The 12,056-nt window shown below is 54.2% G+C and carries 9 protein-coding genes; 4 read left to right on the forward strand and 5 right to left on the reverse strand.

What is annotated here, in order from left to right; translation table 11 throughout:
* The first annotated feature begins 327 nt into the window (after positions 1 to 327).
* Positions 328 to 990 carry a DUF4136 domain-containing protein gene (locus tag CA264_RS14485; RefSeq protein ID WP_051364445.1) on the forward strand — a complete coding sequence of 221 codons (663 nt, stop codon included), beginning with the start codon at positions 328 to 330 and terminating at the stop codon, positions 988 to 990.
* Between the two features lie 78 nt (positions 991 to 1,068).
* On the opposite strand, the gene CA264_RS14490 is transcribed toward CA264_RS14485, so the two are convergent.
* The 3 genes from CA264_RS14490 to CA264_RS14500 form a co-directional block, all read right to left on the reverse strand.
* Positions 1,069 to 2,079 (reverse strand): M28 family peptidase, encoded by a 1,011-nt coding sequence (locus CA264_RS14490; protein ID WP_025608113.1) that lies wholly within the window; start codon positions 2,077 to 2,079, stop codon positions 1,069 to 1,071.
* Positions 2,069 to 3,565: a cysteine--tRNA ligase gene (gene cysS, locus CA264_RS14495; RefSeq protein WP_025608114.1), complete on the reverse strand. Its 1,497-nt coding sequence runs from the start codon at positions 3,563 to 3,565 to the stop codon at positions 2,069 to 2,071. The genes CA264_RS14490 and cysS overlap by 11 nt, the downstream gene beginning before the upstream one ends.
* 106 nt (positions 3,566 to 3,671) lie before the next feature.
* Positions 3,672 to 4,805, reverse strand: coding sequence for an endonuclease/exonuclease/phosphatase family protein (locus CA264_RS14500; RefSeq protein ID WP_025608115.1), 1,134 nt, complete (start codon positions 4,803 to 4,805; stop codon positions 3,672 to 3,674).
* Between the two features lie 342 nt (positions 4,806 to 5,147).
* On the opposite strand from CA264_RS14500, the gene CA264_RS14505 reads away from it, so the two are divergent.
* From CA264_RS14505 to infB, 3 genes are all read left to right on the forward strand, one after another.
* Positions 5,148 to 5,624: a ribosome maturation factor RimP gene (locus CA264_RS14505; RefSeq protein ID WP_025608116.1), complete on the forward strand. Its 477-nt coding sequence runs from the start codon at positions 5,148 to 5,150 to the stop codon at positions 5,622 to 5,624.
* Between the two features lie 7 nt (positions 5,625 to 5,631).
* Positions 5,632 to 6,885: a transcription termination factor NusA gene (nusA, locus tag CA264_RS14510; protein ID WP_025608117.1), complete on the forward strand. Its 1,254-nt coding sequence runs from the start codon at positions 5,632 to 5,634 to the stop codon at positions 6,883 to 6,885.
* 118 nt (positions 6,886 to 7,003) lie between these two features.
* Positions 7,004 to 10,087 carry a translation initiation factor IF-2 gene (gene infB / locus CA264_RS14515; RefSeq protein WP_025608118.1) on the forward strand — a complete coding sequence of 1,028 codons (3,084 nt, stop codon included), beginning with the start codon at positions 7,004 to 7,006 and terminating at the stop codon, positions 10,085 to 10,087.
* Positions 10,088 to 10,671: 584 nt separating this feature from the next.
* On the opposite strand, the gene CA264_RS14520 is transcribed toward infB, so the two are convergent.
* Positions 10,672 to 11,007 carry a hypothetical protein gene (locus CA264_RS14520; protein ID WP_025608119.1) on the reverse strand — a complete coding sequence of 112 codons (336 nt, stop codon included), beginning with the start codon at positions 11,005 to 11,007 and terminating at the stop codon, positions 10,672 to 10,674.
* A gap of 92 nt (positions 11,008 to 11,099) precedes the next feature.
* Positions 11,100 to 12,053: a DUF3078 domain-containing protein gene (locus tag CA264_RS14525; protein WP_036776260.1), complete on the reverse strand. Its 954-nt coding sequence runs from the start codon at positions 12,051 to 12,053 to the stop codon at positions 11,100 to 11,102.
* Between the last annotated feature and the right edge of the window lie 3 nt (positions 12,054 to 12,056).

Raw genomic sequence — 12,056 nt, forward strand, 5'->3', positions numbered from 1 at the left:
GCAGTGTTTTTCATAGCATGGCAGGCACCAGTAATTAGGTGTGGGCAAGCCAGTGGCTTGCCCACACCTATACTTTAACATCCCTAAAAAAGTTGTGCCTGCAGCCGGTATAAATTACGCCCCCACCTGGCGCAGACAGCTTGCTGCGCATGTCCGCGGCCGAACACTCTTTATAAGGCATAATAAGGCATAGCCAATGAACCAGCTATGAGCTGCGCCCACCCGCCCACACCCAGCACTCCCCAACTCTGGGCGCGCCGGGTGGCCCAATGCACCGCGATTCCGTTAAACAGGAAAGGCACTCAGGTACAACGCAGCCGTTTTGTGATGACTAAAACAACCGCCTCCGCCCCAGCAAGAATTGCAGCACGCGTGTTTGCCGTACTTATACTTGCCTGCTCGTGGGGCTGCACGCCATCTACCCGGATAACAGGCACCTGGAAGAACCCCGAGGTCGAAAGCAGGAGCTATGATAAAGTTGTGGTAGCTGCCCTGACAGACAACATACGGGCCAGGCAAACCGTGGAGACGGACATGCAAAACCAACTGCAGCAGCGCGGCATCACCGCCACCCGAAGTATAGACCTGTTTCCGCCCACCGTGAGCAGGAGCGGGCCTGACGTTAACCTGCTGCTGCAAAAGGTAAAGGATCAGCACTACGGCGCTATTTTAACAGTGGCCCTGCTGGATGAGGAGACTGACACCCGCTATGTACCCGGCGGCTACGGCTACACCCCCATGACCCGGTATGGCTGGTACGGCAGGTTCCGGGGCTATTACACCTATTGGTACCCCACGCTCTACGACCCGGGCTATTACACAGAAGAGAAAGTATACTTCCTGGAGACCAACCTCTACGATACGGAAACAGAGCGTCTGCTGTGGTCTGCCCAGTCCAAGTCCTACAGCCCGGCCAGCCTGCGCAAAGCCTCTGAGACACTGGCGGAGCTAACGGTTGCCCAGATGGCCCGGGAAAGTATAATCCCCTAGGCAGGGCAACAGCTACAAAAAGCAAGGGGAGCTACCGTTTAAAGTAGCTCCCCTTGCTTTTTGTGAGGCCGGTGTGTTCTATTCGTTGTAGAGCACATGCAGCACCGTCTGCCCCACTGCCTCCAACGAGTTTTTGCTAATGATATCCATCGTGTCGGTGTGGCGGTGGTGGTACGGCCCAAAGAGATCGGCACCGTTTACGTCCAGCGCAATAATATCAATCATGCGGATGTTGCCCAGGGTGTTCACATAAAAGTGATCGTCTGTAATAGCGGGCGCATTTACATACTGGAAGTAGTCGGAGTACCCGATGCTGTTGCCCGCTTTCCACACCTTATCAACGATTTCCTTTGCGTACTGCATCGAATAGCCTTCCCGGGCGAAGCGAGCGTTTCTGGCTCCCACCATATCGAGCAGGATGCCATAGTTGGCGCTGTAGTTCGGAGTATGCTTGTTCTTGCTCCAGTACTGCGAGCCCAGGCACCACGAATCGGCGATGTAAGGCTGCGTGCTTCCGTCCGGCTGGCCGTAATCCTCTCCGTCAAAAAAGATAAGGTCTACGCCCACGTCCGGCTTCTGCTGTGCCTGGTGCAGGGTTCTGGCAATCTCAAGCAGCACGCCCACACCACTGGCTCCGTCGTTGGCTCCATCGATCGGCGACTCCGGGTCGTTCTCATCTTTTTCGGCAATGGGGCGGGTGTCCCAGTGGGCGGCCAGCAGCACGCGGTTTGCCGCCTCCGGGTTGTAGGAGGCGATCACGTTGCGCAGGTTCAGCATGGTGCCGTCATAGGCACGCATCTGAAACCTCTGCTCCTGCACCTGCGCCCCGTACGCCTTCAGCCTGGAAACAATCCACTCGCCCGTTTGGGAATGGGCGGCTGTGTTGGGCACGCGCGGGCCGAAAGCCACCTGCTGCTCCACGAGGGCATAAGCCGAATCCGCGTTAAACACCGGAACTGCCACTGTGGCCACGGCTTCCTCCCCTTCCCTGGCCACCTGGCTACTGCCGTTCTCCGGCGAGTCGCAACTGGCACAGGTCAGGAGCGCACCGCACAGCAACGCCGCCAGTGCCTTCACTCTATTCTTCATAAGCCCAGTCGATGCCGGTTTTCATGTCTTTGATAACGATGCCCTGCTTTTTCAGCTCAGCGCGGATGGCATCTACCTTATCGTAGGCCTTCTGCTCCTTGGCTTCTTTGTAAAAGGTCAGCACCAGGTTCAGCACCTCATCCATGTCGCCGATTTGCTCTTCCTCCAGGCCCAGCACACGCAGCACCAGTTCCTGGTAGGTGTCACGCACCAGGTCGAAAGTGCCTCTGGTAAGCTGCTCTACCTGTATCTGCCCTAAGTACAGGCTGTTGATCTTCTTCAACAGGTTAAACAGGGAGGCAATGGTTTTGGCCGTGTTCAGGTCATCGTTCAGGCCACGGAAGCAATCCTGTGCCAGCTTCTGAAGCTCCTCGTTCAGCTTTGCGTCCGGCTCCGCCGCCGCATTTTCTTCGGTGTACTTCAGCTTCTTGAGCACGCGCAGGCCGTTCATCATTTTGGTGTAGCCTTTGCGGGCCGCCTGCAGCGCCTCGTTGCTAAAGTCCAGTGTGCTGCGGTAGTGGGCCTGAAGGATGAAGAAGCGGATGGTCATCGGGCTGTAGGCCTGCTCCAGCATCTCGTGGTTGCCGCTGAACAGCTCGCTCAGGTTAATGAAGTTCCCCAGCGACTTGCCCATCTTCTGGCCGTTCACGGTGATCATGTTGTTGTGCACCCAGTAGCGGGCACCGTCGCTGTGGTCGCAGCTTGCCTGGTTCTGTGCAATCTCGCACTCGTGGTGCGGGAACATCAGGTCTAAGCCGCCGCCGTGGATGTCAAAGGAAGTGCCCAGGTACTTGCGGCTCATGGCCGAGCACTCCAGGTGCCAGCCCGGGAAGCCGTCGCTCCAGGGCGAAGGCCAGCGCATGATGTGCGTCGGGGAGGCTTTTTTCCAGAGGGCAAAGTCAAACGGCGAGCGTTTCTCATCCTGCCCTTCCAGCGTGCGGGTATTGCCGATCAGGTCCTCAATGTTACGGCCGGAAAGCTTGCCATAGTTATGGTCTTTGTTGTAAGCCGCCACATCAAAGTATACCGAGCCGTTTACCTCGTAGGCAAGGCCAGCGTCCAGTATCTCCTGTATCATGTTTATCTGCTCGATGATATGGCCGGAGGCGCGCGGCTCGATGTCCGGCGAGAGCACGTTCAGCTTGTGCATCTCCTCGTGGTAGATGTTGGTGTAGTGATTTACCACCTCCATCGGCTCCAGGTGCTCTAGCTTAGCTCTCTTCTGGATTTTGTCCTCTCCCTCGTCTGCATCGTTCTCCAGGTGCCCCACATCGGTTATGTTGCGCACGTAGCGCACTTTATAGCCCTGGTACTTCAGGTAGCGGTACAGCACATCAAAGGTCACGGCGCTGCGGGCATGGCCCAGGTGCGGCTCTCCGTATACTGTCGGGCCGCAAACGTACATCCCCACAAACGGGGCGTGCAGCGGTTCAAACTCCTCTCTCTTCCGCGTCAGCGTGTTGTACAGGTTCAGTTTCTGTTGCATGGTTTACTAAGTATAAACACCGCGTGGGTGCCGCACTTGCTATGGTTATGGCCATACAGGCCAATGGTTGTTCAAAACTAAAAAGTTTGCCTCCTTTCTCCTAACGCTATTCAGCCGCCTTTGGCTCCAGCACATAGGTAGCAGAGATCGGGAAGTGGTCGGACAGGCCCATTTCGTAGTGAGTCTCAAAGCTAACCGCCCTCAGCCCGGGGCTGTAGAACTGGTTGTCGATGCGCAAAAAAGGTAGCGGCCCGTTGTACGTCGCCCCCACGCCATTACCGGCTTTCACAAAAGCGTTCTCCAACTCCTCGGCGAGCTCCTGGTACGTATAGCTAAAGGGAATGTCATTAAAGTCGCCGCACACGATCGCCGGGTAAGGCGACTGCCGCACATGCTCCAGCAACTGCTCCACCTGCTGGGCCCGGGCTATAAACCCGCGCTTCAGGCGCCGCGCCACATTCCGGCCCTCTTTCTTAAAACTCTCCTCATTACCGATGGCCGAATAGGTGTTCTCAATGTCCTCAGACTTTATACTCATGGACTGCAGGTGCACGGCATAGATTCGGACCGTGTCCCCGTTCACATCCAGGTCTGCCCAGGCAGCTCTGTTGGCACTTTCTCTTTGCTTGTTGAGAAAGTGTATCGTTCCTCCCTGCAAAATGGGATACTTAGAGAAAATGACAATTCCAAGGTTTGCCTTGATACGATCTGTTTCAAGTGTGGAGACGAACTTGTACTTGCCGTAGCGGGTGCCGATCCTGTTAAAGTTGTTGTACTCAATGGAGTTGACGCGGCTGTAGAACTCCTGCAGGCAAAACACGTCTGCCGGGTGCGTGGCCACCCAGTCTACCATGTCGTTGGAGACCTGTGGCACCCCCTCCACAATCTTATCGTAAGCATTGAAGACGTGCGTGTTGAAGCTCAGCACCTGCAGGGTCTTGGCCTCTTTCGGCACCTCCTCCGCAAAGTTGATGGCCAGCAAGCGGCCGTAGTAGTTCCAGCCAAGCAGGAGCGCAGCCAGCGGCAGCACCAGCAGCCAGGAGCGGCGGAACACCCAGTAGAGCAGGAACAGAAAATTGAGCACCAGCGCGCCGGGCAGCGAAAGCGCCACGAACCCTGCGGGCCAGAACTCGCTCGGCGGCACCTGCATGCACAGCACCCCCGCCAGCATCCAGAACACCACCAGGATGTTCAGAATGAGCCAAACCCTCCTGCGTATTTTTTTGAATGTACCCGTCACAAAAGCAAACTTACGAATTATGCACCTATCTCTACCATGTCCGGAGGCAGAATATCTGCCTCCCTTGCCCAACGGCACAAAGCCCCCTGTGCGTACATATAAACCATAGGCGAACTAAAATATAGTACCTCATGTTACACAACAAGGCTTCGGCTGCTACACCCCGGTGTGCGGTACGCTTTTACCCGGACACCCCGGAAATAGTTGGTTGCAATAAATTTAATACAGGCCACAGCGGCACAATATGTTGTGTTTATAATGTATTTGTAGTAAATTTGCAGTAATATTTCCAAGGAGTTGAGGGGACACGAGGTCCCCTTCTTTATTTCTTAACTGTTTGCTATGGCACTTACCGCAAAAACCATAAGAGAGATGGCGGAGGCGAGCCTGCCGGAGAGCGACTTGTTTATAGTGGATGTAGCTGTATCCGATTCATCTGTCAGACCGAAGATCACGGTGCTGGCCGACGGCGAGCAAGGCATCACCATAGACCAGTGCGCGACCATCAGCCGCCGCATCAACAAAAAAATTGAGGAGACCGAAGGCGAGGAGGTGAGCTACGTACTCGAGGTAAGCTCCCCGGGCACAGACTTCCCGCTGACACAACCGCAGCAGTTTAAACGTAACACCGGCCGAAACCTGAAGATCAAGCTGCAGGACGGCTCCGAGAAAACCGGCAAACTGGAAGAAGTAACCGAAACAGGCCTCAACCTGATGGAGGAGGTGAAAGCAAAAAAAGGCAAAAAGGCAACGTATGAGCCTGTGCAGATACCCTTTGGGGACATTGTAAAAGCAAATGTTGTAATATCTTTTAAATGATAAAATAATGAACAGTTCAGTCCTGATCGAGTCGTTCGCCGAATTCGCGAAATTCAAGAACATAGACCGTCCGACCATGATGCGCATCCTGGAGGATGTGTTCCGCACCATGATCCGCAAGAAGTGGTCTACCGACGAGAACTTTGACATCATTCTAAATGTGGAGAAGGGAGACTTAGAGATTTGGCGTAACCGCGAGATCGTGGACGACAACTCTGAGGATATCTGGGACCATGACAAGATCAGCCTTTCGGACGCCCGCAAGATTGAGCCTGACTTTGAGGTAGGCGAAGAGGTGTCGGAGGAGGTGAAGCTGGAGGACTTCGGCCGCCGCGCTGTGTTAACAGCCCGCCAGACGCTGATCCAGCGCATCAAGGACATGGAGAAGGAGTTGCTGTTCCAGAAGTATAAAGACCTGGTGGGTGAGATCATCTCCGGTGAAGTATACCAGGTGTGGAACCGCGAGGTGCTGCTGCTGGACCAGGAGGAAAATGAACTGCTGATCCCGAAGGCGGAGCAGATCCCGAAAGACCGTTACCGTAAAGGAGACGTAGTAAGAGCTGTTGTGCAACGCGTAGAGATCGTAAACGGTAATCCGAAGATTATCCTTTCGCGTACCTCTCCTACGTTCCTGGAGCGCCTGTTCGAGAACGAGGTGCCGGAGATTTTCGACGGCCTGATCGCCATCAAGAAGATCGTTCGTGAGCCAGGAGAGCGTGCCAAGGTAGCGGTTGAGTCTTTTGACGACCGTATTGACCCGGTAGGCGCCTGCGTAGGTATGAAAGGTTCTCGTATCCACAGCATCGTGCGCGAGCTGGAGAACGAGAACATCGACGTGATCAACTACACCGAGAACCTCGAACTCTACATTCAGCGCGCCCTTAGCCCGGCTAAGATCAGCAGCATGAAGATCGACGAGGAGAACGGCAGAGTATCTGTGTTCCTGAAGCCGGACCAGGTATCCCTGGCAATCGGTAAAGGCGGCCAGAACATTAAACTGGCAAGCCGCCTGGTGGACATGGAGATCGATGTGTTCCGTGAGTCTGAAACGTATGAGGAAGACATCAGCCTGGAAGAGTTCACGGACGAGATCGAGGATTGGGTGATTGCTGAACTGCGTCGCATCGGCTTGGACACGGCAAAAAGTGTGCTGGCCGTAAGCAAGGAAGACCTGCTGCGCCGTACTGAGCTGGAGGAGGAGACGATCGAAGATGTGCTCTCGATCCTTCGCGAAGAGTTTGAAGCAGAAGACAATCAATAGTTGTGAGTTGCGTTCCGTTGCGCTAATTTTGAAACAAAGTTGGCGCGGAGCCCGACCTATACCTTAGGGAGCAACTAATATTAAACACAGAATTAAATAGACAGCATATTAGAACAAAATGGCAGAAGAAAAAACAAGGAGGCTTAAACAGGTTGCGACTACTTTAAACATTGGTACATCCACGATCGTGGATTACCTCTCTGCTAAAGGGTTTGAGGTGGAAAATAAACCAACCACCAAAATCACGGCAGAGCAGTTCGGTATGCTGGCTAAAGAATTCGCATCCTCAATGCAGGAAAAGCAAGAGGCAGATGAGATTCACATCGGTAAAAAGCCACAGAGCAACCAGGTAGTTGAGTCGGAGCCGGCAGCACAGGAGCCTAAAAAGCAAAGCGAGCCTGAAGAGGAGATCCTCATCAAGAACGCAAGCGCTCCGAAGGCACCAGAGGCGCCAGCGCCAACACCTGCCCCTGCCCCAGCAAAAGAGGAGGAGCCTGCATCTAAGCTGCCGGGAATAAAGATACTCGGCAAAATCGACCTGGACGCAAAAGGCAGACCAGTAACGAAACAACCGGAACCGGAGCAGAAGCCTGCACCGGAGGCACCCAAAGCAGAGGAAAAGCCGGCACCAGCCCCGGAAGCTCCAAAGCCAGCGGCACCAGAAGTGCCAAAAGCGGAAGAGCCAGCCAAGCCCGCTGCCGTAACGCCAGCTCCAGAGGCCGCTGCTCCTAAAGCTGAAGAACCAGCCAAACCACAGCAGCCAAAAGCACCGAAGGCAGAGGAAAAGCCTGCTCAACCGGAAGCCAAAGCGCCTGAGGCACCTGCCAAGCCTCAGCAGCCAGAAGCTCCGAAGCAGCCAAGCACGCCGGCAGCAGAAAAACCAGCTGCACCAGCACCAAAACAGCCAGAAGCAGAGAAGGCGCCACAGCAACCGGCCACTCCTGCAGAGGCAAACAAAGGCACAGAAACCAAAGAAGATATAGAAAAGATCACAGCAAAAGCAGACCAACTTAAAGGTCTGACTGTACTCGGCAAAATTGAACTGCCGACAGAATCGCGTAGAAAAGGCGCCAAGCCTGCCGCCTCTTCTGATGACCGCAAGAAGAAGAAGAAGCGCAAACGTATTATGGTGGCCACAGAAGGTGGCCAGCCAGGAGCCGCTCAGGGCCAGGGACAGGGAAACCAGCGCCCGACACAGCCTGCCCAGCAAGGCAACCGCCCAGACCGTGGTAACCAACGCCCGGCAAGACCTGCCAAAGGCAGAGGAGCTGCAAGGCCTGAGAAAGCAGAGGTTACCGATAAGCAGATCCAGGAGCAGATTAAGGCTACACTTGCCAAACTGAGCGGTGGTAAAGGCGGCGGCGGTAACCGCGCCAAGTATCGCCGTGAAAAGCGCTCAGCTATTGCTGACGCCACGGAGGAGCGCCGTATGCAGGAGCAGGCAGAGTCTAAGACACTGCGTGTAACTGAGTTCGTATCTGCGAACGACCTGGCCTCCCTAATGGATGTGAGCGTGAACGACGTGATCAAGGTATGTATGCAGTTGGGGATGTTCGTGTCCATCAACCAGCGCCTTGACGCCGAAGCCATCACCATCATTGCTGATGAGTTCGGCTACAACGTAGAGTTCATCACCACCGAGGAAGAGCAAGGCCTGGAGGATATTGTAGAGGAGAACGAGGAAGACCTGAAAGAGCGTGCCCCAGTGGTAACCATCATGGGCCACGTTGACCATGGTAAAACATCGTTGCTTGACTACATCCGTAGCGCCAACGTAACAGCCGGTGAGGCCGGCGGTATCACGCAGCACATCGGTGCCTACAAGGTACAGACGGAAAGCGGCCGCACCATTACCTTCCTGGATACACCGGGTCACGAAGCCTTTACGGCAATGCGTGCCCGTGGTGCCAAGGTAACAGACGTTGTTATTATTGTGGTAGCAGCAGACGACTCTGTGATGCCGCAGACGAAGGAGGCCATCAACCACGCACAGGCGGCGGGTGCCCCAATCATCATTGCGCTGAACAAAATTGATAAGCCAGGAGCAAACCCGGACAAAGTTCGTGAGGAGCTTGCCCAAATGAACGTTCTGGTAGAGGAATGGGGTGGTAAGTATCAGGCGCAGGAAGTTTCGGCAAAAACCGGCCAGGGCGTACCTGACCTTCTCGAGAAAGTATTGCTGGAGGCAGAACTGCTTGAGCTGAAAGCTAACCCAGAGCGCCAGGCAATCGGTACCGTAATCGAAGCCTCGCTGGACAAAGGCCGCGGTTATGTTGCCACCGTACTGGTACAGACTGGTAACCTGAAAATAGGTGATGTGGTACTGGCAGGCTCTCACTACGGTAGGGTAAAGGCCATGACCGACCACCGCGGTAAGAAAATGAAAGAGGCCGGTCCTTCTACCCCGGTACAGTTACTGGGTCTGGATGGCGCGCCACAGGCAGGTGATAAGTTCGTGGTAATGGACTCTGAGCGTGAAGCCAGAGAAATCGCCTCTAACAGATCGCAGCTTCAGCGTGAGCAAAGCCTGCGTACACGTAAGCACATTACACTGGATGAGATCGGTCGCCGTTTGGCAATCGGTACGTTTAAGGAGCTGAACGTGATTGTGAAAGGTGACGTGGACGGTTCCGTAGAGGCGCTTTCCGACTCCCTGTTGAAGCTGTCTACGCCTGAGGTTCAGGTGAGCATCATCAACAAAGGTGTGGGTGCCATCTCAGAATCAGACGTGCTGCTTGCCTCTGCCTCTGACGCCATTATCATTGGCTTCCAGGTTCGTCCGTCTGTGAACGCACGCAGGCTGGCTGAGCAGGAGCAAATTGATGTGCGCCTGTACTCTATCATCTACGATGCGATCAACGAGGTGAAGGATGCCATGGAAGGTATGCTTGCCCCTACCCTGAAAGAGGAGATTACTGGTAACGTAGAAGTACGTGAGGTATTCAAGATCAGCAAGGTGGGTACCATTGCAGGTTGTATGGTGACAGACGGTACTATTCAGCGTAACGCCAAGGTACGTCTGGTACGTGAAGGCATCGTGGTACACGATGGAGAGATCCTGGCTCTGAAGCGATTCAAGGACGACGTAGCAGAAGTAAGACAAGGCTACGAGTGCGGTATCAGCCTCAGAGGATACAATGACATCCAGGTAGGTGACGTAATTGAAGCTTACGTAGAAAAAGAAGTGAAACGTACGCTGTAGTAACAGACAGCATGCATCATAAAAAAGCCCCCGGTTGCCTTGTGCAGCCGGGGGCTTTTCTTTTAGATACCTCCTATCTCAAAAAATAAGGAGCTACCAAAGCACGGCAGCCTAAGGCCGGGGTTACCTAAGCTGGCAAGGCTATAGCTATGCCAACATACCAAAAGGCCGCTGTTGCTCGACTGAGGCTAAAGTACAGCTCCCATAGCTCCAGGCTTATGCGGCGGCGGCACATCCTGCCCAGGCCTGCACATGAGGGCAGCGTAGGTCTTTATCGACAAGAGAGCCGGAAGGTACGCTCAGTACCAAACCTGATCTTACTTGCCCACAAAGAGACCAACCGTAACTTACCAGCAACAAACTTCTTACCAGGGGAAGCGAAAGAAGAGGAAGGGGCGGTTAGCGTGAAGCAACTGCCATTAAAAGACAAGGATCCAGACACCAGCACTTAACCGACTGCCGCAAAGAAGTACAGAGAAGGCAGCCAAGGCTACAGACCGTACTTACAGGAGCCCGTATAAAGCAGGAGCGGCCGCCCAATAAGGGCGACCGCTCCTGCTTTATACTTATATCTTTAGCTTCGTTTAATCAAGGTCCTGCCGGCGGAGGCGTCGCTTATCGCGCTTACGCTTTTTCATCATCTTCTCCTCTTTCTTCAGAATCGCCTTCATGCGTTTGCTGTTCGCAATCTTTCTTTTGGCGAAGCTGCTGCGCGTAACACCCTCGTAGGTATTGTACCGAACATCCAGACCAGCGGCGCGCTGGCCTACTGCATCTTCCGTCGAGCCACGGGTCTCTTTCTTGGCCGTGCCCCAATACTCATCTTTAGTAGAAGCACTACTAAGCGACGACTGGGCATTGGCTTTCGTGGTGAAAAGTACAATTCCAAGAGAAAACAGAAGCAGAATCAGTTTTTTCATAAACCATTGTTAATGTTCTATGTATACAACGCAAACAGGCTCTAAAAGTATACATTTTTCTCAAAACACAACACCGGAATAGAAAATTCCTGCTATTTAAATTTGTACGAAACGCCGAGCCCAAGCGTCTGCTTCAGCTGCAGGCGCGGGCCGGAACCGTCCACTTTATTGTCATCGTCCCGGTCGAGCGCCACGTCAACGTCATCGTCATAGATCATGTGCACGAAAAGGCTGGCAGAGATGGTTTTGTTCACCTTGAAATTGACCATGTTCTCCCAGTTCACATCTATGTTCTGCGGGTCGCGCAGGTAGTTCGAAAACAGGTCCAGCTTAGACTGCAGCGTCACGTTGGTCAGCAGTTCGCTGGTGTACCGCACGTTTACGTAGCCACCGAACTCCTTGCGGAGGTGCTCACCAGTTCCGGGTATAGGGTTGCCTTCGCTGTCCTTCCTGGCGGGGGCAACCCCAAAGGCGCCCTTGTCTGCCAGCACCTGGCTCTCTACGATCGTAAACTTGCCCGTGAAGGGCGAAATAAACACCGAAAGCTTGTCGTTTGGCTTATAGTCCATACCGACGGAAGCGAGGATGTAGGCCGGCGAGAAGAAGTTAGACCGGAGTGTATCGCGGGTAATGGTGTAGGTTGGCGTAAGCTGGGTCTTGATGTTGAACTGCCCCGTGTAGTACCAGCGCTTGGAGGCACGGTAGCCGTACTTCAGGTTCAGCTCCAGCTTATCATCGCTCTTCTGCACACGCCGCCCCTCTAGCTTCACGAGCCCGTAAGTAAGATCAAGGGAGTTGTTCCAGGTGTTTTTGCCCTGCTTGTAGTTGCCGTACAGAGAGGCCGTGCCCAGCACTGAAACAGTGTTCTGACCGCCGGCGGCCCAGTTGCTCAGGCTTACCTGGCTAAAGTTAACGGCCCCAACGCCGCCAAAATCCCAGATGTTGACCTTGGTGGTATCCTGCGGGAGTGGCGCTGCAGCTACTGTGGAGAAGAAAGGGAAAAGAGTAAGAACAAGTAAAAGTACGCGCAAACAGTAAAAAGACATGAC

Source organism: Pontibacter actiniarum (assembly GCF_003585765.1).
GTDB lineage: Bacteria > Bacteroidota > Bacteroidia > Cytophagales > Hymenobacteraceae > Pontibacter > Pontibacter actiniarum.

Bases quoted from the DNA above. Each gene is read 5' to 3' on its own strand.
- CA264_RS14485 (WP_051364445.1), top strand. From the start codon at position 328: ATGACTAAAACAACCGCCTCCGCCCCAGCAAGAATTGCAGCACGCGTG.
- CA264_RS14490 (WP_025608113.1), bottom strand. From the start codon at position 2,079: ATGAAGAATAGAGTGAAGGCACTGGCGGCGTTGCTGTGCGGTGCGCTC.
- cysS (WP_025608114.1), bottom strand. From the start codon at position 3,565: ATGCAACAGAAACTGAACCTGTACAACACGCTGACGCGGAAGAGAGAG.
- CA264_RS14505 (WP_025608116.1), top strand. From the start codon at position 5,148: ATGGCACTTACCGCAAAAACCATAAGAGAGATGGCGGAGGCGAGCCTG.
- nusA (WP_025608117.1), top strand. From the start codon at position 5,632: ATGAACAGTTCAGTCCTGATCGAGTCGTTCGCCGAATTCGCGAAATTC.
- infB (WP_025608118.1), top strand. From the start codon at position 7,004: ATGGCAGAAGAAAAAACAAGGAGGCTTAAACAGGTTGCGACTACTTTA.
- CA264_RS14520 (WP_025608119.1), bottom strand. From the start codon at position 11,007: ATGAAAAAACTGATTCTGCTTCTGTTTTCTCTTGGAATTGTACTTTTC.
- CA264_RS14525 (WP_036776260.1), bottom strand. From the start codon at position 12,053: ATGTCTTTTTACTGTTTGCGCGTACTTTTACTTGTTCTTACTCTTTTC.